Consider the following 21,509-nt stretch of genomic DNA (forward strand, 5'->3'; position numbering starts at 1 on the left):
CCAGTTGGTTAAAGATACCGCGAAGAGTTTGAACGCCAAGCCTCTAACCAGATACATCATCAAACTCGCACAGCTAGGCGGCTATATGGCTCGAGCCAATGATCCGCCTCCTGGAAACATCGTGATCTGGCGAGGTTTGCGAAGACTCATCGATATTCAACTCGGCTTTGAACTCGCCAAAAATTGTGGGTAATCGAAAGTCCATCTTCGGCGTCTGGCAGGGAGCAACAGTAAGGAGGAGCATAGGTGTCCACCTATTTCGAGGTGGACACCTATGACTGGCAAAGACTCAGAGTTGGCAGTAGTGCGTCGTAGTAGCGACGGCCGTCGCCGCTATGACGAAAAAGGCAAACGCGCCTTGATCGAGACAGCACTTCGTCCGGGAGTGTCAGTCGCCCGTCTGGCTCAGGAGCACGGCATCAACGCCAATCTGCTGCGCAAGTGGATCACGAAGTACCTGATGGAGCGCGAGAAAGGCGTCTCGCTGGCGCCGCAGGATAACGCTAACGACGAACGCGATCTGCCGCGGTCCGACGAGTTGATTGACGAGGAGGCCATCGATTTCCCCGGTTCGTGCAAACCCGTGCCCGTCACGGTAATGCCATCTGCGTTCGTGTCGGTCGTTTCAGCGCCGCCGGCACAGCCGTCCACACAGCCATCGATGACGCTCGCCCTGCATGTGCGTCTGTCGAATGGCGTCGAGCTTGAACTTGGCGGAGCAATCGCGACCATCGACGAATTGACGACGATGGTTCAGATTCTGGGGAGGATGCCGTGTTCCGGTTCGACGACGGTCTGAGGGTCTATCTGCACCGCGATCCCGTCGATTTCCGCTACGGCATGAACAGCCTGTCGATTCTCGTCGAGCAGTCGATGCGCCTGAATCCGATGGACACGTCGCTATACATCTTCGGAAACCGGCGTCGCGATCGGATGAAGATTCTTGGCTGGGATGGCAGTGGCTTCTGGCTTCTGACGAAACGATTGGAGACGAGCCGCTTCATCTGGCCCGACAACAAGGCTGAGATCGTAACGATGACGACTACCGTGCTGCACGCGCTGCTCGACGGCGATGACATCACCGCGATTCGACGCCATCCGAAGCAGGAATATGTCCGTGTGAGCTGAACAGTGAGGCGGTGTGCTGGTCTAACCTGCCATGCCGATCAACGTCACGATCACCGCCGAGGAACTGGAGGCGTTGCTCGCCGAGCGCGATGCTGCTCGTGTGTTGCGAGAAGAGCAGGAGGCATTGCGCGGAGCCTTGCGGCTCGTAACAGCAGAGCGCGATCTCGCCGAAGAGCGACTTCGAGCCTACCGTCGCGAACTGTTCGGCGCGAAGAGCGAGGCACGCGATTCTGATCAGCCTGGCCTGTTCAACGAAGCCGAGGCGCTCGGGGCGCACAGCGCGCCCGCCCAGGAAGACACGCCAGAGACGGCGGTTGGCTCGCACAAGCGCAAGAAGCGTGGTCACCGCAAGCCGCTCGAGCCCAACCTGCCGCGCGAGGTCGTGCGACACGAACTGCCCGAAGCAGAACGCTTCTGCACGAACGACGGGCACGCGCTCGTCGAGATCGGCGCGGAGATCAGCGAGCAACTCGATGTAATCCCCGAGCAGCTTCGGGTGATCCAACACCAGCGTGTTAAATATGCGTGCCCGTGCTGCGATCTCGGCATCAAGGTCACGCCGGCGCCGCCGCGCATCATCCCGCGCGGACTGTTGAGCGAAGCGGCGCTCGCATGGATCGCCACCGGCAAGTATCAGTTCGGCATGCCGCTCTATCGTCAGGCCGGCTTACTGCGTCGCTTCGGCGGCGACATCTCGTCAAACACGATCGCCGCCAGCATGGTTCGCGTTGGCCTCGCGACCCAGCCTGTGATCAACCTGATGCGCGATGCGGTGCTCGAGGCCGAACTGATCTACTGCGACGAGACGACGTTCCAAGTACTGAAAGAGACAGGGCGAAAGCCGCAAACGAAGAGCTACCTGTGGTCGCAGATAACGGATTCGGGAAATCCGATCCGCTGCTTCACGTATACGCCGGGACGCGGCGCGCAGTTGGCCGACAAGCTGTTTGCGGGCATTCGCAAAGGCGCGGTCCTAATGACCGATGGCTACGAGCCCTATAACGGTATCGCCGAGCGATACCAACTCGTGCATCTTGGATGCTGGGTCCATTGCCGCCGCTACTTCGTCAAGGCGGAGGAAAACGTGCCCAAAGCTGCGCGCTCGCCCGATCTGCTCGCGACGCGCTTCATCAGGCTGATCGGCAAGCTGTTTGCCGCCGAGTCCCGCAGTTCGACATGGGCTACTGAGCGACGACAGCGGTTGCGACGGCGGTACAGTGCACACGTGCTCGACGTCATCCAGAATCTGATGTTCGAGCAGTCGCCCGCGGTTGTGCCTCAGAGCCCGCTCGGCAAAGCGTTCACGTATCTCCGCGAACAGTGGCCGAAGTTGACGCGCTACGTCGAGAACGGCGCGTGGCCGATTAGTAATAACCCATGCGAGAACTCGATTCGCCCCTTCTGCGTAGGGCGCCGCTCATGGTTGTTCTCAGACACCGTCGACGGCGCGAACGCAAGCGCCAATCTCTATGCATTGGTCGAAACCTGCAAGGCCAATGGAATCGATCCGTTTCGCTACCTCACCGGGCTGTTCCAGCGGCTGCCTCTTGCGAGGACGGTCGACGACTACGACGCGCTGCTCCCTTGGAAACTCCAGGCCCACCTCCGCTGATCCGCGTTCCTACCACACATCACGTTCTCCCCCACCTGACTCTGAGGGGCGTCGCTGATGGACCGCATACTATCGATCGCCGTGTCCTTCTCCGCAAGCGGCCGGATGCACAGTCCGCTGCGCTGAATGTTCCGGATGCATTCGGGATAGATGCTGACGCCCGTGTTCGCCGATGATCCCGTCGCTGGTGGACGCTTCCTGCGCGATCGTCGGAGAAAATCCCGCGCGATGGCAGATGGAGAAGCAGTGATGGCGAAACGCTTCCTACGAATGCGGCGCGCGGAGCACGAAGCGCTCTTCAGCAAGTTCGGCAAGCCGCAGTGTCTTTCTCGCAGCGAGCGGATGAGCGGCGGGCAGCAGCGCCAGCATCGGCTCGCGGCCGAAGACGCGCGTCTCGACGTTCGGTGCCGAAAACGGTCCGATCATGAACCCGACGTCGATGGTTGAATCGAGCATCGCTTCCCACCACACGGTGCGGCGCCGGATGTTCAGCATGCTCGCGCATATGCATCTCCTCGCTCGTTCGTCGCAGGCAAATGATGCCGTGCGTGCCGCCTCCGTCTTGCCGAAGCCCCGCGTCGTGATTCACATGTCTATTGAGATTTCAGGCTGAATTATTGCGCTTATTGGCAATAGTCTCTTTTGCATCGACACCCATCGCGGTTTCACTTTCGGCGGCATGTAAAGGTCGGCTCCGTATTTCAGTTGGCGAATTCGGCGACCGGACGCACGCTATCGGCTTTCACGCCTGCGCGTATAAGAGATCATCTGATTGAACTGGCCGTCAGCAAAAATATGGAGCAGCCGCCCGCGAAAATGCTCGAGCGCCTCGAAAAATCCGCAAGCGCGGACACGATGAAACTGAATCCATCGTCGTTCGAGGTCTTGCTGCAATAAGTGCTCCGGTACTCGACCATCAGAACGAGGCGGTAGCGCGTCTGACCTTGATAGGCGCGAGCGCCGATGTTTCGCGCATCAAAGCGAAAGGGATTCAATGTCTGTTAGAGACAAGCATGAGCGCTTCGCATGCGTGTGCAAGCAGCCCGGCGTTCCTGATTCAGACGCTCCTGGTGGCGGGTCAGTCACATGCCAGCTTTATGAGTATCGTCCGAAGATAAAAGTTGAAAGCCGCATGCCTGTCTCCCTGCGGTAGAACAGACGCGTCATGTGATCGCACGCGAGGGTCGCAGTAAGCGAACAAATGCGTCAGGTGTTCTGGTCGATCAAATCGGCAAAGAGGTCCGAGGTAGCGCCGCTCGTCGAAAGCGGCGACGGCAGCACGCCTTCCCTGACCTGCGCCAGAACCGCTGGCGGCAACCAAACTTCCTCCATAGCGCCCATGCCGCTCTCGATCAACTGCTGCAGAAAAAAAGACTGCTTGCGTCCCGTTACCTCAGCCAGTAGACGCAGCCTTTGTTCGATCTCCGGGTCGACTCGTACCGCGACCACCTTCAGCTTGTTTTCCGCCTTCCTTCTCACTTTTGCTCCTTTGATATCGTCAGCCTCATGACCCGTAGCTTCGCTACGAGGAGTTCCCGAGCTGATGCATGGTGCACAGGCGTGTCCGGCGCACCCGGATTGCCGTGACACATCCGCTGCAGCGACGCACGAGGGAACGCGGCCGCGCATGTTATCCGATGCTGCATCGTCGTCCGGGGCGGCGACGACGACTCACGGCATCGATTTTCACTGACCACCCAACACGCGAGCGACGAAGTGTCTTCCCCACGCTTCGCCGTGAGCAATGGCGTCACCCACCGTCTCGAACGGCCCATGGCCACCGGTCATTTCGCCAGAGTCCTCGGCCAGCACAGCGCCGTGAATCGGCTTTCGATCAATGCGAGTCACGATCACGCGGGCATTAAAACCAATAACCCTTGCCGTATCAGCAGGATCGTCTTTCTGCTCTGCCCTTATGGCCAGCAGGTATTCGCCAACTTCAAGCTCTTTGTGCATGACCGTCTCCCGTTTCATCAAGGAATCTAGCGTAACGCACTGCCCTTCAGGCTACTCGTCGATGGGTATATCAAACCGCGTCCGACATGCGGCACATTCGACGCGCTCGGATTTTCCTCGCGCCGGCAATGCAGCAAGTGGATGTTCCTCGCCAGTCAGGAAGCAGGCTGGACATGGAAACGCCTCACGCGATCTCAGGCGATGCCACCGGTCGATGAACCGCTCGATGTCCATAGGAGCTGCGTCGGTCGCTTCCAGATAGTCCATCAGGACGTGAAACAGAGCGGGGTTTTGCATCCGTTCCTCAGCGATTGCTTTTCGGCATCGTAGCACTCTGAAACCCCGGATTCGAGCATCTGGGATCGCCCACGCATCGAGCGTCCGTCCCTATGCTCGCACGCGCGGTCGGTCGCGCGGTGTATATCGCCGAGGATCCTGCATGTCGCGTTCTTGATTATTTTACAGGTCAGTCGATCTCGGTGGACAGTCGATTCATCATGCGTTGAGCCCTGCGATGATTCGACGAGCGCTTTTCGAGGCGCTGGCAAACGCGATAGTGCTGTCACGCTTGATGTTCGAGTCCTCTCGCGGAAGACGCGCCAAGGCTCGAATCAGCACACATCGCACGTCCACGTTGCGCTTCGAAATCAGAGCCGGCGTCGCCTGACTCGATACTCGCAATTGCGGCGCGGTCTACTTTTCCTTGCTCGGTGAGTGGCACGCGATCGACGATGCAGATTCGTAACGCATCGGCAATGAGCACGCCAACCGCTGCTTCAAGCGCACGCACGCATCGCGCGACGTCCACCATTTTTCCGTTCCACGGCTCGACCGCGATGATCCATCCGTGCTCAGCCGCGTCAGAGTTCTCAGCGAAAGCCGCCGCATAGCGAACGTCGGGAAGCTGGCACAGAACCTCTTCGAACAGAGTAGGACCGATCGCGCGTCCGTCGACCTCGGCGACATCGGTTGCACGCCCGAGAACATGCAGGTTGCCGGCTTCGTCGAGGAGGCCGATATCGCCAGTCAGACACCAGCCGTCCCGAAACTTCTGAGCCGACTCGATTTCCTGGTGGGAGTAGCCGTGCGCAACAGCGCTGGATCTCACCTCGATTTTTCCATGCTGGCCCGCGCGCGCGAGCGTTCCGTCGGCGAGGCGAAAGCGCACGTCGACACCTGGCAGAACGCGGCCAGCACTGCCGAGCACGTCAGGGGATGCGTCGCAGGCAGCCTTCGGCAGCACGCTGACGAGACCTGCCTCGCTCGCTCCATACATGTGGGTGAGAACGGGCCCCAGACGCGCGATCGCGCGTCGCCGCAGGGTAGCGGGCGCTGATCCGCCTATGTGCGCAATCGACCGGAGTGAGGAGAGGTCGCGTCGGAGGACATCCGGATGATCCATGACTTCGAATAGCTGCGGCTCGACGAGAAACACATCCGTGATGCGTTCCGCTTCGATCGTCGCGAGCGTCCGCGCCGCGTCGTAGCGATGCTCCAGCACGATCGTGCCGCCGCCGACCAACGTCTTGTCGACCAGCACTTGCGACAGATACGCGAGCGGACCGTTGATGAGTTGTCGCCTGTCCTCGTCAACTGCTACACCGACCATGGCGGAATACGCTGCGAACGAACGATAGCTGCCTTTTGGCACCCCCGTCGTGCCGCCTGAAGAGACGATCACCGCAAGGTCGTAAGCGTTGGTGCGGCTCTTCATCGGGAGCTCGGACTGCGCCTCTGCGAGCTTGTCGAGTCGCGCAGACGCAGGACCAGCGCCTACGCCGACGACGCGCGTCTTCACAGAAACGGGGACAAGCTGAGCGGTCTCCGCGAAGACCACCAGAAGCGCGGGCCGGTTCCGCTCGAGCAGTACGGTGCGGCGATCAGCGTCGGCGAGCGCGGGCAGAAACATCGTCCCTGCGCCCAGAAGGTTCGCTGCGTAGCGAATGGCGAGTGCGTCAGGGCAGTTCGAGGCGAACTGTGCGACCAGCGAGCCTCGACCGATGCCCACTGCCTTGAGCGCACGTGCATAACGAAAAATCGCTCGACGTAGAGCGTCTCCCGTTACGTCGCACTCTTGATAGCGTACCACCACCTGATCGGCTCGCGTCTCCAATTGATTGAGCAATACGTCGACGTAAGGCCGATAGGCTACTTGTCCGTTGTCTTCCACGATGACCTCCTGCGTGCGAGATAGGGTTCAAAACTCGAATTCCACCTGACGCATCGTGCGCCCACAAAATGAGCGAAGAATGAGCAGACCTGTAGCGGGAGTGGGCTGGCTCATCCGGACTAATTCAGCGTTAACTCTGCCAGCTCAAGATGGGTCCGTCCAAACAGGGAACGCGAACATCATGAAACTCTCGAGAACCACACGCATGGCCTTGCCCGCAGGCTTGATCGCTGTTGCGCTCACCGGTTGCGCGGTTATTCCGCCGACCGGCCCGTCCGTCGTCGCGTTGCCGCCGAGTGGCAAGCCGATGAGCGTCTTCCAGCACGAAGACTACGCATGCCGGGACTACGCCTTCCGCTCGGACAATTACGCCGCACCGGCTCACAGCGAAATACCGGAGGGCCTCGGCAGCAGCGCGATCGGAACCGTGGGCGGAGCAGCCGCTGGAGCGCTGCTTGGCGCAGCAGCAGGCGACGCGGGTGTCGGCGCAGCGATCGGTGCGGGGGCGGGCCTGCTGTTTGGCAGCGCTGTGGGGGCGAACAGCGCACAAGCCACCTCCTCCAGTCTGCAGGCGCAATACAACGCCGCTTACGCGCAATGCATGGCTTCAAAGGGCAACAGGATTTCGCAACCTGCCGTCTATTCCACGGCTCCTGTCTATGCCCCACCCCCTGTCGCATACGTTCCGGGCCCAGTCGTTTACGGCGGATACTGGTCGTATTGACTGCTCCGCTGACGAAGATCGTGGCGATCTCCGGATAGCGGACGCCGATGAACCCGGAGGATCGCGCTCGCGACACACGCGCGGGCCAATCTCAAGCGGAGCGCTCGAAATCGAGCGATGAGGCGACGAACACCGAGCCTTCCATCAACCGGCGGGCACTCCGGCTCATGATCGCCTTCGTTACGACCCAGCTTCCATCGCGCAACTCGGCCTCTGCGCCGACGGCCATCACGCCCGATGGGTGCCCAAATCGACGCAACGTACCCGGGCGGCATCGAGACAAACGCCAGCTTGAGCGTGTGCGGGCGCAGCGCTGGATCTTGTACTGAGCCATGTGCTACTCCTCGTTGGTCTTGAGCACGATGCAGACGGGGCCGCCTGTCTCGATGACGCGGCCAGTCGGCGTATTCTCGTCGGGCGTCTCAGCGACCACTATCTGAAGAAGCGCGGCGTGGGCACGGGTCGCCGCCGCAACGCGGTTGCGCTCCCAATGCTGGCCGGTTCGGCCATCCTCGCCGTGCCCTTCCCGTCGAACCTTACGGTGCTTCTGGTCGTCTTCTCCGTCACGCTGACTGGCATCGCATCGACCACGTCGCTCAACTTGGTTGTTGGAGGGAACGTGTTCGGCATGATCGCGCCGATCGCCACTGGATAGGTGATCGCCGCCACCGGGAGCTACGACCGGGCGTTTTGGTTCGCCGGCCTTCTTCTGCTCATCGGCGCGACGGTCGCTCTTACGATGACGCGCTCGCCGATGGTTATCAAGCGTAAAGCAGTCAATACGCGCGTTGTTGCGTGATCGAAATCTACCGGGACAGCGCATCCCTGCCAGCAAGTCCCTCTGCCGACCCAAAAAGCACCTTTACCCAGTCGACGAACACCCGTACCTTCGTGCTAAACCGGCGGCTCGGCGGATAGGCCACAAAAACCTCCTGCGGCTCGCGCGTCCATTCGACAAGAATTGGAACGAGCTCGCCGCGTTCGATCGCGGGGCGCACCATGAAATCCAGAGTATGGATGATGCCGAGCCCCGCGAGCGCTGTCGCCAGATGCGCATTGCTCTCGCTGACCAACACGTCGTTGCGTATTTGATCGAGCGTAATCTGCTCAACGCCGTTGGCGAACCTGAGCGGCTGGATCGCGCCACTGCTCGCCGAGAAATAGCCGACGACCGAGTGCCCGTTATCCGCGATCTGATTGGGATGCGTCGGCGTGCCATGGCTGGCGAGATACGCCGGACTGGCGCACGTCGTCCAGCGCAACATGCCGATGCTTTGGGTGACGAGTGCGGGATCGTTCGCCGTGCTCCTGATCGCACAATCGATGTTCTCGGCGATCAGGTCGGCCGTTCGATCCGTCACGCTCAATTGCAATTGGATGCCCGGGTACTGCTCGCGAAACGACGGCAGCGCCGGTATCAGCATGCCACTCGCGATCGATCCGCCAGTATCAATCCGTAACGGGCCGCGTGGACTTCCGTGTGCGCGGCCGAGGGTCGCCTCGACATCGTCGAGCTCGCTCAGCAGAAAACGCGTGCGTTCGTAATAAGCGGCGCCATCGGTGGTGACGGTCACACGGCGCGTATTGCGTTCCAGAAGCTTCACACCGAGATGCGCCTCGAGCGAGCGCATCCACTTGCTGACCGTCGTGTTGGGCATGGCAAGCGATTGTGCCGCCTGGGTAAAGCTGCCCGTCTCCACGACGCGCGCAAAGATTCGGATAGCCTGCAGGTGATCCATGATCCAAGCCCTCGCCGGATTGTGCACATTGGTGCATAAAGAATGCATACGATACGGCTTTATCCCATCCCATGTGCGGACTATGCTGTGTTCACGTTCTCACCTACTGCACACAGGAGCACCGAAATGAACGCATCAGCATCCCCCTACATTGATACGAAGCGGCACGCCGGCAAAGTGGTTCTCGTCACCGGCGGCAGTTCCGGCATCGGCCTCGCCGCCGCGACGCGCTTCGCCCGGGAAGGCGCGATCGTCTATATCACCGGGCGACGCCAGGCGGAACTCGACACGGCCGTCGAAACCATCGGTCACGGCGCGAAAGCCATTCGCGCGGACATTGCGTCATCCGACGATCTCCAGCGCATGTTCCAGGTTTTGTCCAAAGATAACGGACGTCTCGACATCCTGTTCGCCAACGCGGGCGGCGGCGAATTCTCGCCGCTTGGACAGATCACCGAAGCACAGTTCGACAAGTATTTCGACATCAACGTCAAAGGCACCTTGTTCACCGTGCAAGGCGCGCTGCCCCTGATGCCCCGCGGCAGCGCGATCGTGATCACCGGTTCGATCACGTCGATTCAAGGCGTGCCGGCGTTCGGTGTCTATGCAGCGACGAAGGCGGCGTTGCGCTCGTTCGCGCGGACGTGGTCGAACGATCTCAAGGGCCGCGACATTCGCGTCAACGTGGTATCGCCCGGAGTGGTGGTCACGCCGGCCTACAAGTCCGAGTTGAAGCTTACCGATGAGCAGATAGAAGCGTATCGTCAGGAAGTCAGCGAAACGACACCGCTGGGACGCGTGGGCGAAGCCGACGAGATCGCCAAAGCCGTATCGTTCCTCGCATCGGACGATGCCAGCTACATCACGGGCATCGAGATGTTCGTAGACGGTGGCCGGGCGCAGGTCTGAGGCCAGACAGGCTACCGCGCATTGGGGCGGCGCCGCCAACAATCGGCGCGCCTGGATTGATACTTCTTCGCGCCCGCATCGACACGGCGAGCACTTCGCGCGCCGTGTTCTCTCTGATGCTCGCGCAAATCACATCGCTTAGCGTCTTCGACGCATAGCCAGAATGGCCGTCATCACAAGAGTGCGGCCTCATCGCAGCCATCGATTCTCTCCACCGCTGTATGACCGCGCTCCGCACGACAACGGACCCACGCGCGAAATATTTTGCACATACGGGAATACGCCCGCCTCGCCGCGCGTTCTACTCGCATGGCAAACGATACCGGTCCGATGCGTAGTGCTTCGGCTCGGCCTTGCGTGCGTTTCAACGGGAGAAGAACATGTCGGTCAGAAGTCGGCGCATTGCGATTTGCGCATTCATTGCCGCCTCAAGTCTGCTCGCCAATGCGGTACACGCCGGTGAGAAGGTCAAGGCGACACTCGACAACGATACGATCAAGCTGGACACAGACAGCATCAAAGCAGGATCGGTTACGTTCGAGGCGACCAACGCATCCGTCAACAAGCAGATACATGAATTCGTGGTGCTCAAGACGGACATGCCCGCGGACAAGCTGCCAGTGAAGAACGGCGCGGTGCCGGAGAAACAGTTTAGAAAGATGGGAGAAGTCGAGGACATGGCGCCCGGTCAGAGCAAGCATCTCACGCTCAAGTTGACGCCCGGGCACTATGTGCTCATCTGCAACCAGCCTGGCCATTACGCAATGGGCATGCATGCGCCGTTCGTCGTCACGCCGTGAGACGCGCTAGACAGCGACCCCGCATACGACCATGCATCGACTCGGGCCGACGACCATTCGCGTCTTCGGCGGATGCAAGAATCATAAAGGGCATCACGATGGAATATCTTCATGGCGTGGACTTGCACATGGCGCAACGCAACCGATCAACTGTCAAGATCGAGGTCGACGACGGCGAGACGGTGGAAGGGAGAATCGTCGCGTTCGACGATTGGCACTTGCTGATGCAATTGAAAGACTTTCCGTGCGTGGTCCTCGTCGCAGCGATTGCGCGCATGGAGCAATTGGGTTAATCGTAGCGGGCCGCCGGCAACACAAGCTTCGAGACGACCCGCTCGCCCGACGAAACTTCCTTACACGTCACGCTTCTCAAAAGCTCGTCGATTCGCCTGAACGAATTCTTCGATGCTCTGCGGCGCTTTGCCGGTGACTTGGCCGATGATGTCGTCCGTTCCTTCGAATACTCCGTTCTGGTAGTCCACCGCGACCTCGATGAAGTGCTGGATCGTAAATTCCGGAAGGTCGTATTGGCTCAGGTGCTCGCGATAGCCTTCGAGTGTCGACGGCTTGTAGACAATATTTCGGTCGAGGACTTCGCTGATTTTGTCGGCAATCTCTTGCTGACTTAGTTCGATGGGGCCACAGAGCTGATACGTCTTGCCGATATGGCTAGCCGGTTGCGCAAGGACAGCAGCGATGAAACGCGCCTGGTCGTCGGCCGCAATGGGGGCGTGGCGCCCGTTTCCGAACGGTAGTGCAATCCTGCCGCCCTGGACGATCGTATCGCGCACCCACGGAAAGACCAGCCACTCGGAAAAGAATGTCGGACGGATGTGTACAGTCGGAACGCCCGACCAGTCCAGAACGCGCTCGGCAATCCAATGGTCGCGCGCGGCGTGACTTTTTGCATCTTCCCGGGCGGAGATTTGCGACATGTTCACGACGGCTTCCAGCCCGGCGCGACGTGCTGCATCCGCGAAATAGGCGGTCGCCTGAATGAACCCGGGACGCACGGGAAAACAGAGATAGGCTGCCGAGACACCCTGTGTGGCACGTATCGCGTCATCGTGGGAGAGCAGGTCTCCTACCACGATTTCGGCACCCGATTTTCGAAGAATCTCACTGCGCTCATCTTCCCTGCGAACAAGCGCGCGCACTGAATGGCCACTGGCCAGAAGATTCTTAACGGTGTGCACCCCTGTCTTGCCGGCTGCTGCGGTAACCAGAATTTTGCGTTGTTCCATGATGACGCTCCTGTCGATGAGTTGATCACACCGTCCCGTGACGCTGACTCCCGATGGATGTCGAGTGTCATGTTTTGCGCGATGTGCATATGCACTTTTTCGTTCGACAAATAGCCGCGAACTGAAGGGATCGCTGCGGCCACTTCGAAACGAGGTGATTGGATATCTGGATTTTAGTCATAATCCACATGTGAGTCAAGAACATATGATTTACGATATCTGCATGAAAAATATCCGATATATGGATTACACTCATACTCCCGAATCAAGCGGTTGACGAACGATGGGATATTCTCAGGCAGACAAAATCGCGACACACCAGCGCATCGTCGAGGTCGCGGCGAAGCGCTTTCGCGAACACGGCATCGAAGGCGTCAGCATCGCCGACCTCATGAAGGAGGCCGGACTCACGGTGGGCGGCTTCTATAAGCACTTCGATTCCCGGGACGAACTGGTGCGGGAGGCATTCGAATTCGCACTGCGCGACATCGAACCGTGGGAGTCCGCCATCCCCACCGCACCTCGTCGAGCCATGCGCTCATACATCTCCGAGTCGCATCGCGATAACGTTGCGACCGCATGTCCGATTTCAGCTCTGGTCAACGATATGAGCCGGAGCACTCAACAGACTCGGAAGGTCTATTCAGACCGCGTCGAAAAAATCATCAACCTGATTTCCAAGGCGTCGCCCGCACAGGAGAGCGCCAAAAAGCGAGCCGAGGCCGTGCTCATCCTGAGCGCCAGCGTTGGCGCGCTTACGTTGTCGCGCGCGGTGTGCGATCCGAAGCTGTCGAAACAGATTCTCGAGGGTGCCTTGAGTGAAATCCTGGAAAAGCTATCGGCTAAACGCGCGAAAAGAAAAAGCTCTGCCGCAGCGCCGGGCGCAGACGTCGAAGCAAGAAAGAGAAAACGCACCGGGGGACTCCGACACCTGAAGAATCGCCCCTGACGGCGAATGCATCGCTTGCGACCTGAACGCGTCGTATCGGAGGGCTCCGGCAATGTAGGGTAAGCTGCGTCCAACTCGGAGAAAACTATATGACGCGTTACTTGCAGGAAGAACTGACCACCTTTTGGGGGCGATTGACGCCGTACCTCGCGCTACTCGAGTCGGCGAAGGGCAGTGCAACGGGGCCAATCGGACGTGTGACCATCGATACACCTGACCAACAGGCCTTCGCGCTCCACACCACCGATACAAAGCCTTCTGACGACACATCGCAAGCCCCGACAGGGCAAAGCGCAACGTACACCAGGCTCAGAGTTGACGGTTCCGATTGGGGGCCGTGGCAAAGAGAAGCCTACGAATAGGCCTCTCGCCCACGAACGTCGATTCCGGCCCCAACGACCAAGACTCAAATGGTCGCAACTGCTTCTTGCCGTCGAAGCGACGACGATCCCGCCAATGCCCGGGCCAGAATCGCTTCGGTGCCGGGTGTGATCTGCCGGCGATACAGTTCCTGAGGGGCCACCCATTGGACAGCGCTAAATCTGGCATCTGCTCGTAGCCGCGCGTCATCCGGAACCGCGATGCGAAAAACGTGATGGATATGATGCGCGGAGACGTGCTCGAACAGCGACGCAGCCGCCTGCGCTTCAATGCCGGTTATTTCATGCAACGCGCGGATAGCCGCGACAATTGCCAACTCGGTCCGTTCGATTGATCCACCGGGCAATAACCACATTCCGCTGTGTTCCCTGACCAGCAGGATTGCGCCCTTGCTGACCACCAACCCCGTCGCTCGTATTCTCATTTGTCCGCTTTCTCCATTCCTATAATCCCACTGCAATTTGTCTCAGCGGGCTGCGATGGCTATATCGATGTTCCTTCTCAGTGCGCACTTACGATTTATTGCATGGTCTGCGAGAGAGCGGAATCAGCAGTTTCCCTGTCGGACCTTCAAGGCTCGTTACAGGATCTTGCCGAGGAACCGCTGAATCACTTGCAAGAAGGTCACCGGACGGAATTCAGGCCGGACGCCTCCCTGCGACATGTCCGCATGATGCGGGACGCCCTCCTGTATTTGTCGGCTCTGCGGGACCAAAATTCCGATGTACATGGTGCTCCTCCAACAAGAATCTCGTTGATACGGGATGATGGGCACGTGAACCCTGCAGCGCTACGCCCCAGCACATGTCTGCTTCGACGACCCCGGAAGTATGTGGCGGGCGTCTTTGCGTTCGAGCATTTGCCTCACTATGCGCTCGCGCAATTTCCACGAATGCTTCGATTTGAAGCCGAATTCCCCCGCTTTCCGACCTTTTGGCCTCGCGGCCGATGGCTATACTTAATCTCGTCTCCACGCTCCCTGCCGCGATGCAATCGGCGAAGCGCTTCGGGCGTCGCACGGGCTTGCCATGCGACGCCCTTTCTTTTTTCCGGTAGGGACCAAGCGTCAAACGACGACCGCGTCTTCGATTTCCATAAAATAAAAAGGAAGCGCGGATAACCAACAACCGATATTCCAATCTGGCGCGTAATTCCGGGAATTACTTTTTTTCATCGAAGGGAGTATGTTTCCCTGCGATTCCTATCGTATATTTATCTGTAGCGATTTAAGAAAAGCATCATGCGCGGGATCAGCAAGCGGCAAACTTCACAGCATTGCGCCACGACCAAGAAGGAATAAAAGCAATGATGCTTTCCCGGCTGATGGTTCAGACGCGATCCGCGTCCTCGTGCTGTGCGTATGCCATCGTCCTGACCCTGTCGCGTCTTCTCTCCGCCTGCGGTGGCGATGATTCACCAGCAGTGCCCGCGTACGCCACCTCCGCGCGCCCCCAGATCAACCAGTTGCTGAACGACACGCTGACGCCCGGCACCGTGGTCTACGTGCAATCGGTGAATGGCGACGGGCTCGAATCGTTCGAAACCGCTGTTCGCTGCACGACCACGCCTATTTCGACAGATGCGCAGTTTGGACGCCGACTGTCGATGCGATCGCGAAGATCGTGATTGCATCGCTCGGATGGGAGCGGTGACGAAAACGACTTCTCCGTCGAAGGGTAACTACCACACTGACAGCGTCATCCGGATCGCTGACAGTCGGCGCGACAACGCGAAAACCGCGCAACCCAGTCTCCGGAACAACGAGGAGGAGAACTGCCGTGCTCAAGTCAAACCGCAACAACGAAGATCCCTTCCGCGCGGGTCGCCGGCAATTTCTCGGCTACACGGGCGCCGGCATGCTCGCGACGCTGCTGCCCGGCTGCGGCGGCCACGACGACAACGCCTCGCCTTACCCGCAGACGATCGCGATGGGTCAACAGATGATCCAGCAGACCGTCAGCAATTCCGCCCAACCGGTGGCGGGGATTTCCGTCGCCATGCTCAAGGGCAGCAGTGTGGTCTGGCAGCAGGCGTTCGGCGTATCGTCGGTACCGAGCCAGACTGCCGCGACGATCCAGACACGTTTCAATATCGGATCAGTCAGCAAACTCTTTGCGGCGCTCGCGGCCGCGATTCTTCAGGATCGCGGACTGATCACGCTCGATACGCCGATCGTCCGATACCTGCCGACGTTCACGATGCTGTCCCCCGAGTACACGCAGATCACCACGCAGCATCTGCTGTCGCATTCATCGGGACTGCCCGGCACGAATGGCCGCAACCTCTTCACCTTCGCGCCGGTTCCCGGCTATGCGGCCGATACGCAGGCCGAACTGGCGAATACGCATCTGAAGCACCTGCCGGGCGAGCTGGCCGTGTATTGCAACGACGGCTTCACGATGGTCGAGCAGCTTGTCCTGGCGATGACCGGGCAGAGCTTCGCGAGTTTCGTCGAAACGGCCATCCTCGCGCCGTGCAAGATGACGAACTCCAGCTATCTGACGAGCGTGCCTGCCAGCGGCTCGTTTTCTTATCCGTACGCGAAGGGTGTCCAGTATCAGGAATTCGTCAACGCGTACGCGACCGGCGGGCTGAGCTCGACGCCAAGCGACATGATGAATCTGGCGCAGATGATTCTCGGCGGCGGTGTGTTCCAGGGGCAACGCGTGGTGTCCGCGGCGGGCATCGCCCAGATGGGCACGGACCAGTCGACGGGCCTCCTGATCAACCCGTCGCCCGAATGGCGCTGGGGTCTCGGCTGGGATTCGGTCCAGCAGCCCGCGCTCGCGGCTGCCGGGGTCCTCGGATGGGAAAAGGACGGCGGCACCGCGTTCTACACGAGTGAGTTCTTCGTTGTGCCGCAGGCGCAATTCGCGTTGATGGTGACGGGCAATTCGGGCTACGACGCCCGCGCGCTTGCGGAAACCCTCGTGCTGTCGGCGCTCAAGGAGGACGGCACGATCGCCACGCTGCCGGCCAAGATAAGCAGCACGGTTCCACCGGCTGCGTCGGGACCGAGCATCGTGAACGCTGGCGGCATCTACGGCAACTCCGACTCTCCACTGCAAGTGATAGCGAATCCGGACGGTAGTCTGCAGCTGAATCAGTGGACTGCATCGACGCATGCGTGGACGCAGATCGGCGCATACCAATACCGCAGCGACGGCTGGTGGTGGAGCAACACCGATCCCGCGTCGTATCGTTTTGCGGTCGTGTCCGGAACCGATGGCAGCGGCAACGCGTTCAGCTACCGCTATCTGATGAAGCGCGTCGTGCCGGGCGCGGGCTATGCCTACCTCACGCTGGCACTCGGCCAGCAACTCGCCCCGCTTGCGCCGCTCGACATCGCGTGGCAGCAGCGAGTCGGCACGCAATGGACCCTGACGAACGATTCGCCGACGGCCGTGCCGATCGTCATCCTGGGCAACGAGCCCGCCCTCCTCACCACCTTGTCCGAATTGCCGGGATACGTCCTGTACGGAAACGAGGACCTTCGCTATCAGCTCTTCGTGCCGCTATCGGACGACCGCGGCGGCATGTCCGTCAAGGTGCCCGGCAATTTCGGTCGCGACCTCTACGAGATCCGCTTCGCGTCGGCGAACAGCGCCACCACGTTGACGCTGGGCAGTTCGATTTACGCGACGGCTTGATCGAACGGTACCGTCACGCGTGCAGATGACGCTTCGCTGAAGCGTCTGCATCGGCATGCTCATATGTCCAACATACCGCCCACGCGGGTTGTCGTATCCGCGCGCCTCTCTTACCCTGATCCTCATAGTCGTGAGCCGGTTTGGCGCATCAGCCCATCACCGCCTCGCTAGCGACTCCCGTCTACAGTAAAAAATTGGAGGAGACATGCACGACGGCTTGCTTGAGGTTACGGTGTCGCGCACCTGGCATTTGGCCAAGGGATACCGCGCAGTCGAATTGCGCGCGAAACAGGGCGTGTCGCTCCCGCCTTTCGATGATGGCGCTATTCTGGACGTCGTGCTGGACGCACATGCAAACCGGAGCAGGAGCCAGCCGCTGCATCGCGAGTCGTCGCGACAAGAAACTTACGTGGTAGGCGTTCGAACCCGATCGGCATCCGGCTTCGAAGCAAGACCAGACGACGCGATTTTCCATCCTGGCAGCGAACTGCTCGTCCGTCCGCCGATGAGTCTGCCGCTCGCAATCGACGAGCATGCCCGATACATCCTGTTTGCCGGCGGGCTGGGCGTAGCGACGATCGCAGGGATTGCGAAGCGCCTGGTGGACGCAAAGAAATCGTTCGAACTGCATCACTTTGCACAATCGACCGCACGCACGCTGCTGCGTGAAGAGTTGCATGCACTCGCGCCCTTCGGCAAGGTCCATCACCACGTTGGACTGGGCGCCCACGAGATAGCTCAAGCCGTCTCACATGCAGTAAGCCCTAGTAGCGCCAACGCGCAAATCTACTGCAGCGGCCCGCCCAAGCTGATGGACTTGATCCAGCTCAACGCTCACGAGTGGGTTTACCCGAAGAACGTCCACAAGATTTATCTGGGCGAGCGGAAAGGGCCTGTCGGCACGGCACAGCTGTAGCGCGCGGGACGTGCAGGAAGTCCCAGGCGTCGCGCCAGTTTTTCTCCGATAATGACGCCCAGCGAGGAACACGCGCTAAAGCGCCGATGTCCCATCGCGAAGGGAGGTCACTATGCATCTGGCCGGCACCATACTTCCGATCTTTGCCATCATCCTCACCGGGTGGCTTGCAGGCGCCACCGGCTACATTCCCCGCACGCTGGCCGCGCCGTTGATGCGCTTCGCCTACTACGTTGCGATGCCCGCGCTGGTCTTCCTGACGATCGCCGATGAGTCGCTTCACGCGCTCCTCGACTGGCGCTTTCTTGGTGCGTTCGGTGGTGGCTCCCTGATTTGCTTTGCGGCAGTGATGATGTTCGTGCGAGTCGCGCGCGGCGCCGGCGTCGGAAAGAGCGCAATGCTGGCCGCCGCCGTATCGATGACGAACACTGGATTCGTCGCGCTCCCCATCTTGAAGACGCTGTATGGCCAGCCGGGTGTGCTCGCGGCGGCGATCGCGACCGTGTTCGTCGGCGCCATCATGTTTCCGATACTGGTCTTGTTGCTCGAGATCGGCCGATACGACACATCGCGCAGCATACAGACGACGGCGCTGATCCGGCAGATCGTGACCAATCCTGTCATCCTTGCCACGATCTTCGGGCTGCTCTGGTCTATCCCCGGCTCGAAGCTGCCCGGACCGGTCGCGTCGTGTCTCACGATACTCGGCGAAGCGTTGACGCCATGCGCGCTGTTCGCAATCGGGCTCGATCTGACAATCGACGAACTGCGCGAACGTGTGGGACTTTATGCGTTGCTGACAGCGCTCAAGCTGGCCGTCATGCCGCTCGTGGTCTACGCGCTTTGCCTGGCGGTCGACCTCGACCGGACGGCGACCATCGCTGCCGTCGTGTGCTCGGCCGTGCCCACCGCGAAGAGCGCGTACGTACTCGCGGTTGAATACGACGTCGAAAAGACCGTAGTGGGTGCGGTAATCTCGATGACCACGCTCTTTTCAGTCGTCACGCTGCTCGGCTGGCTTTACGTTCTTTGACGGGTCCATGCTATCGGCCGGCCTGCCGTCCGCAAGCCGCGGCTACGACTTGCGCGCCGTAATCGTTCTCCACGCCCGGGAGCGATTGCAGCAGGCAAACGTAATAGCGCTTGTCGACATCACGCATCATCGCGGCTTCGAACCAGAGCTTCTGACAGGCGTTCTGCATGATTTGCACGGCCGTGACGCTGCGAGTTCCGCGCATCGACTGGATCACACACTGGTTGTATCCGTCGTTGTTGTCGTTGAACCCTTCCGCAGCAGCGGACGTCCCGATGCTCGCTATCAACAGAACTGATGTGCAAAAGATGCTGGCAACCGTCAATGAGCACACACGTCGAATGCGATTGATCCTGTTCATTTTTGTTCACTGTATTCGATAGGCCGCATCGGGTCGCGCAACCGTGGACACGAAGTCTAGGGAGCAAAAATTAGCGAAGAATTACGATGGTTCGGCGAGCTTCGCGTATCGAGAGAGGTAGTTTGACGAAATCTGCAGACGAAAAGTCCAACGGCAGCTCCAGGGCAACTGCACCCGCTTTTTTATCGGTGAGAGTTAAGTGATACTGTCGAAGAATCGGATGGGTTTTCGCGTCTCCCGCCCAAGCGTCGACAACCAAAAAGGATTTGCACGATGGCCAAAATCGCCGCAGGGGTAGGTCCCAAATTCCCGCAAGTCGTCGTCCTGTTCGGTGCCACGGGCGATCTCGCGCGGCGCAAGCTCTTGCCGGGCCTGTTCCACTTGTCGAATGCAGGTTTCATTCCGGGCTGCAAGATCATTGCGGTCGCACTCGACGACATTAACCTCGACGACTTCCGCCGAATCGCACAATCCGCGCTCGACGAGTTCGCCACTCGCAAGGTGACTCAGTCGGAATGGGACACTTTCGCCGCCAACCTCGACTACGTGCCTTTGACGGCAGGCGCCGAGGTGCTCAAGGTCGCGGTACACAAGGCGGAAGCGAGCTTCGACGGCGAATGCCGACGGCTGCATTACCTGAGCGTTCCGCCCAACGCCGCGCTGTCCGCAGTCGGCATGCTGAAAGAAGCAGGCCTTGTCGAACGCTCGCGGATCGTCATGGAAAAGCCTTTCGGCACCGATCTGGCGAGCTCCGTGTCGCTGAATGCGCGGCTGCATGAGGTCTTCGAAGAAGAGCAGATCTTCCGGATCGATCACTTCCTCGGGAAGGAGCCCGCGCAGAACATCCTCGCTTTTCGATTCGCGAATGGTCTGTTCGAACCGATCTGGAATCGCAACTTCATCGACCACGTTCAGATCGACGTGCCGGAAACACTCGGCCTCGGCAAGCGCGCGGGGTTTTACGAACAGACGGGCGCCTTCCGCGACATGGTCGTCACTCACCTGTTCCAGATTCTCGCGTTCATGGCGATGGAGCCGCCGACGTCGCTGGAACCGTCGCCCATCAGCGAGGAGAAGAACAAGGTGTTTCGCAGCATGGTGCCGATACAGCCAAGCGATGTCGTTCGGGGGCAGTACCTGGGGTATCGGGCCGAGGAAGGGGTGAGTCCCGAGTCGGAAACCGAGACGTTCATTGCGTTGAAATGCTCGATCGACAACTGGCGCTGGGCCGGTGTGCCGTTTTATCTGCGCACCGGCAAGCGGCTTGCCGAAGGACAACGCATCATTTCCATCGCGTTCCGCGAGCCACCGAAAAGCATGTTTCCTGCGGGATCGGGCGTGGGTTCCCAAGGTCCGGATCACCTGACGTTCGATCTGGCGGACGCCTCGAAGATGTCGCTTTCGTTCTACGGCAAACGCCCGGGCCCCGGCATGCGGCTCGACAAGCTGAGCCTGCAGTTCGCGATGCGCGATACGGGTCTGATCGGAGACGTGCTGGAAGCCTATGAGCGCCTGATCCTCGATGCGATGCGCGGAGACCGCACGCTGTTCACGACGGCGGAAGGGATCGAGCGACTATGGGAAGTATCAACGGCCTTGCTCGAATCCCCCACTCCCGTTCGGTTCTACTCGCCGGGCTCGTGGGGGCCCAATGCCATCCATCAACTCGTCGCGCCGCGTGCGTGGCGGCTGCCGTTCGAACGGGCGTGGCGGGATCCGAACGCGTTGGGCAGTTGAATGTGCGCATGCCGTGGCTCGTATCCTGGCCGGTCCGCCTGATGCGGACTTGCGCCATCGATAACCTGTAGCGCCTCAAGGGCACCCAATTCGCTGCTCCGCGAGCCATCGTTATTGGAGCTGCTTTCCACTTTTCGCCGCGAATCCCATGCGGCAAGTCCGCTAGCAGACCCTTCGCATCGCTTTCCAGCTATCCGGCG

General features: G+C 60.0%; 23 protein-coding genes and 2 pseudogenes. 16 read left to right on the plus strand and 9 right to left on the minus strand.

Annotation, left to right across the window (positions count from 1 at the left end; genetic code table 11):
• From AWB67_RS41930 to tnpC, 4 genes and pseudogenes are all read left to right on the plus strand, one after another.
• Positions 1–193, plus strand: a pseudogene (locus tag AWB67_RS41930) (IS4 family transposase); the annotation flags it as partial.
• 81 nt (positions 194–274) lie between these two features.
• Positions 275–799, plus strand: a complete 525-nt coding sequence (locus AWB67_RS23085; RefSeq protein WP_087658550.1) for a transposase — start codon at positions 275–277, stop codon at positions 797–799.
• Positions 775–1,128, plus strand: coding sequence for an IS66 family insertion sequence element accessory protein TnpB (gene tnpB, locus AWB67_RS23090; RefSeq protein WP_087658551.1), 354 nt, complete (start codon positions 775–777; stop codon positions 1,126–1,128). Before AWB67_RS23085 ends, tnpB begins: the two co-directional genes overlap by 25 nt.
• 31 nt (positions 1,129–1,159) lie before the next feature.
• Complete coding sequence (tnpC, locus tag AWB67_RS23095) at positions 1,160–2,740, plus strand: IS66 family transposase (RefSeq protein ID WP_087658552.1); 1,581 nt, start codon at positions 1,160–1,162, stop codon at positions 2,738–2,740.
• Positions 2,741–3,004: 264 nt separating this feature from the next.
• On the opposite strand, the gene AWB67_RS23100 is transcribed toward tnpC, so the two are convergent.
• From AWB67_RS23100 to AWB67_RS23115, 4 genes are all read right to left on the minus strand, one after another.
• Entirely contained in the window at positions 3,005–3,235 is a 231-nt protein-coding gene (locus tag AWB67_RS23100) for a LysR substrate-binding domain-containing protein (protein ID WP_087658553.1), read from the minus strand.
• A 711-nt stretch (positions 3,236–3,946) separates the two neighbouring features.
• Positions 3,947–4,219 (minus strand): YlcI/YnfO family protein, encoded by a 273-nt coding sequence (locus AWB67_RS23105; RefSeq protein ID WP_087658554.1) that lies wholly within the window; start codon positions 4,217–4,219, stop codon positions 3,947–3,949.
• A 207-nt stretch (positions 4,220–4,426) separates the two neighbouring features.
• Positions 4,427–4,696 (minus strand): hypothetical protein, encoded by a 270-nt coding sequence (locus tag AWB67_RS23110; RefSeq protein ID WP_087658600.1) that lies wholly within the window; start codon positions 4,694–4,696, stop codon positions 4,427–4,429.
• A 562-nt stretch (positions 4,697–5,258) separates the two neighbouring features.
• Positions 5,259–6,866 (minus strand): AMP-binding protein, encoded by a 1,608-nt coding sequence (locus AWB67_RS23115; protein ID WP_087658555.1) that lies wholly within the window; start codon positions 6,864–6,866, stop codon positions 5,259–5,261.
• Positions 6,867–7,047: 181 nt separating this feature from the next.
• Here AWB67_RS23115 and AWB67_RS23120 point away from each other — a divergent pair, with 181 nt between their 5' ends.
• The gene (locus AWB67_RS23120; protein ID WP_087658556.1) at positions 7,048–7,590 is read left to right on the plus strand and encodes a glycine zipper family protein; all 543 of its coding nucleotides are present in this window, start codon (positions 7,048–7,050) and stop codon (positions 7,588–7,590) included.
• Positions 7,591–7,681: 91 nt separating this feature from the next.
• Here the strand turns inward: AWB67_RS23120 and AWB67_RS23125 are convergent.
• Positions 7,682–7,843, minus strand: a pseudogene (locus AWB67_RS23125) (PrpF domain-containing protein); the annotation flags it as partial.
• 81 nt (positions 7,844–7,924) lie between these two features.
• On the opposite strand from AWB67_RS23125, the gene AWB67_RS23130 reads away from it, so the two are divergent.
• A complete protein-coding gene (locus AWB67_RS23130) occupies positions 7,925–8,245 on the plus strand; it encodes a hypothetical protein (RefSeq protein ID WP_087658558.1) in 321 nt (106 codons plus the stop codon).
• Positions 8,246–8,389: a hypothetical protein gene (locus tag AWB67_RS40865; RefSeq protein ID WP_159964910.1), complete on the plus strand. Its 144-nt coding sequence runs from the start codon at positions 8,246–8,248 to the stop codon at positions 8,387–8,389.
• Between the two features lie 7 nt (positions 8,390–8,396).
• Here the strand turns inward: AWB67_RS40865 and AWB67_RS23135 are convergent, their stop codons facing one another.
• A complete protein-coding gene (locus tag AWB67_RS23135) occupies positions 8,397–9,329 on the minus strand; it encodes a LysR family transcriptional regulator (RefSeq protein WP_087658559.1) in 933 nt (310 codons plus the stop codon).
• Between the two features lie 126 nt (positions 9,330–9,455).
• Here AWB67_RS23135 and AWB67_RS23140 point away from each other — a divergent pair, with 126 nt between their 5' ends.
• From AWB67_RS23140 to AWB67_RS39650, 3 genes are all read left to right on the plus strand, one after another.
• A complete protein-coding gene (locus AWB67_RS23140; RefSeq protein WP_087658560.1) occupies positions 9,456–10,238 on the plus strand; it encodes a glucose 1-dehydrogenase in 783 nt (260 codons plus the stop codon).
• Between the two features lie 353 nt (positions 10,239–10,591).
• Positions 10,592–11,038 (plus strand): plastocyanin/azurin family copper-binding protein, encoded by a 447-nt coding sequence (locus AWB67_RS23145; protein ID WP_235025267.1) that lies wholly within the window; start codon positions 10,592–10,594, stop codon positions 11,036–11,038.
• A gap of 98 nt (positions 11,039–11,136) precedes the next feature.
• Entirely contained in the window at positions 11,137–11,331 is a 195-nt protein-coding gene (locus tag AWB67_RS39650) for an LSm family protein (protein ID WP_125477645.1), read from the plus strand.
• A gap of 60 nt (positions 11,332–11,391) precedes the next feature.
• Here AWB67_RS39650 and AWB67_RS23150 read toward each other — a convergent pair whose 3' ends face one another.
• On the minus strand, positions 11,392–12,282 hold the full coding sequence (locus AWB67_RS23150; protein ID WP_087658562.1) for an NmrA family NAD(P)-binding protein: 891 nt from the start codon (positions 12,280–12,282) through the stop codon (positions 11,392–11,394).
• Between the two features lie 283 nt (positions 12,283–12,565).
• On the opposite strand from AWB67_RS23150, the gene AWB67_RS23155 reads away from it, so the two are divergent.
• Positions 12,566–13,231 carry a TetR/AcrR family transcriptional regulator gene (locus AWB67_RS23155; protein ID WP_087658563.1) on the plus strand — a complete coding sequence of 222 codons (666 nt, stop codon included), beginning with the start codon at positions 12,566–12,568 and terminating at the stop codon, positions 13,229–13,231.
• Between the two features lie 406 nt (positions 13,232–13,637).
• Here the strand turns inward: AWB67_RS23155 and AWB67_RS23165 are convergent, their stop codons facing one another.
• On the minus strand, positions 13,638–14,036 hold the full coding sequence (locus AWB67_RS23165; RefSeq protein ID WP_087658565.1) for an NUDIX domain-containing protein: 399 nt from the start codon (positions 14,034–14,036) through the stop codon (positions 13,638–13,640).
• Positions 14,037–14,917: 881 nt separating this feature from the next.
• Between AWB67_RS23165 and AWB67_RS23170 the strand changes: the two genes are divergently transcribed.
• From AWB67_RS23170 to AWB67_RS23185, 4 genes are all read left to right on the plus strand, one after another.
• Positions 14,918–15,238 (plus strand): hypothetical protein, encoded by a 321-nt coding sequence (locus AWB67_RS23170; RefSeq protein WP_087658566.1) that lies wholly within the window; start codon positions 14,918–14,920, stop codon positions 15,236–15,238.
• Positions 15,239–15,390: 152 nt separating this feature from the next.
• The gene (locus AWB67_RS23175; RefSeq protein ID WP_374729844.1) at positions 15,391–17,262 is read left to right on the plus strand and encodes a serine hydrolase domain-containing protein; all 1,872 of its coding nucleotides are present in this window, start codon (positions 15,391–15,393) and stop codon (positions 17,260–17,262) included.
• A gap of 205 nt (positions 17,263–17,467) precedes the next feature.
• Entirely contained in the window at positions 17,468–18,178 is a 711-nt protein-coding gene (locus AWB67_RS23180; protein WP_087658567.1) for a ferredoxin reductase domain-containing protein, read from the plus strand.
• A gap of 112 nt (positions 18,179–18,290) precedes the next feature.
• Positions 18,291–19,211, plus strand: coding sequence for an AEC family transporter (locus tag AWB67_RS23185; RefSeq protein WP_087658568.1), 921 nt, complete (start codon positions 18,291–18,293; stop codon positions 19,209–19,211).
• A gap of 10 nt (positions 19,212–19,221) precedes the next feature.
• On the opposite strand, the gene AWB67_RS23190 is transcribed toward AWB67_RS23185, so the two are convergent.
• Positions 19,222–19,500: a VF_A0006 family four-cysteine protein gene (locus AWB67_RS23190; protein ID WP_125477646.1), complete on the minus strand. Its 279-nt coding sequence runs from the start codon at positions 19,498–19,500 to the stop codon at positions 19,222–19,224.
• Positions 19,501–19,845: 345 nt separating this feature from the next.
• Here AWB67_RS23190 and zwf point away from each other — a divergent pair, with 345 nt between their 5' ends.
• Entirely contained in the window at positions 19,846–21,309 is a 1,464-nt protein-coding gene (gene zwf, locus AWB67_RS23195) for a glucose-6-phosphate dehydrogenase (RefSeq protein ID WP_087658570.1), read from the plus strand.
• Positions 21,310–21,509 lie beyond the last annotated feature (200 nt).

It is taken from the genome of Caballeronia terrestris, assembly GCF_001544515.1.
Classification (GTDB): domain Bacteria; phylum Pseudomonadota; class Gammaproteobacteria; order Burkholderiales; family Burkholderiaceae; genus Caballeronia; species Caballeronia terrestris.

Excerpts from the sequence above, each read along its gene's own strand:
- AWB67_RS23135 (WP_087658559.1), bottom strand. The coding sequence starts at position 9,329 with ATGGATCACCTGCAGGCTATCCGAATCTTTGCGCGCGTCGTGGAGACG.
- AWB67_RS23170 (WP_087658566.1), top strand. The coding sequence starts at position 14,918 with ATGATGCTTTCCCGGCTGATGGTTCAGACGCGATCCGCGTCCTCGTGC.
- AWB67_RS39650 (WP_125477645.1), top strand. The coding sequence starts at position 11,137 with ATGGAATATCTTCATGGCGTGGACTTGCACATGGCGCAACGCAACCGA.
- zwf (WP_087658570.1), top strand. The coding sequence starts at position 19,846 with ATGGCCAAAATCGCCGCAGGGGTAGGTCCCAAATTCCCGCAAGTCGTC.
- AWB67_RS23085 (WP_087658550.1), top strand. The coding sequence starts at position 275 with ATGACTGGCAAAGACTCAGAGTTGGCAGTAGTGCGTCGTAGTAGCGAC.
- AWB67_RS23150 (WP_087658562.1), bottom strand. The coding sequence starts at position 12,282 with ATGGAACAACGCAAAATTCTGGTTACCGCAGCAGCCGGCAAGACAGGG.
- AWB67_RS23100 (WP_087658553.1), bottom strand. The coding sequence starts at position 3,235 with ATGCTGAACATCCGGCGCCGCACCGTGTGGTGGGAAGCGATGCTCGAT.
- AWB67_RS23180 (WP_087658567.1), top strand. The coding sequence starts at position 17,468 with ATGCACGACGGCTTGCTTGAGGTTACGGTGTCGCGCACCTGGCATTTG.
- tnpC (WP_087658552.1), top strand. The coding sequence starts at position 1,160 with ATGCCGATCAACGTCACGATCACCGCCGAGGAACTGGAGGCGTTGCTC.
- AWB67_RS23120 (WP_087658556.1), top strand. The coding sequence starts at position 7,048 with ATGAAACTCTCGAGAACCACACGCATGGCCTTGCCCGCAGGCTTGATC.
- AWB67_RS23140 (WP_087658560.1), top strand. The coding sequence starts at position 9,456 with ATGAACGCATCAGCATCCCCCTACATTGATACGAAGCGGCACGCCGGC.
- AWB67_RS23185 (WP_087658568.1), top strand. The coding sequence starts at position 18,291 with ATGCATCTGGCCGGCACCATACTTCCGATCTTTGCCATCATCCTCACC.
- AWB67_RS23110 (WP_087658600.1), bottom strand. The coding sequence starts at position 4,696 with ATGCACAAAGAGCTTGAAGTTGGCGAATACCTGCTGGCCATAAGGGCA.
- AWB67_RS23165 (WP_087658565.1), bottom strand. The coding sequence starts at position 14,036 with ATGAGAATACGAGCGACGGGGTTGGTGGTCAGCAAGGGCGCAATCCTG.
- AWB67_RS23155 (WP_087658563.1), top strand. The coding sequence starts at position 12,566 with ATGGGATATTCTCAGGCAGACAAAATCGCGACACACCAGCGCATCGTC.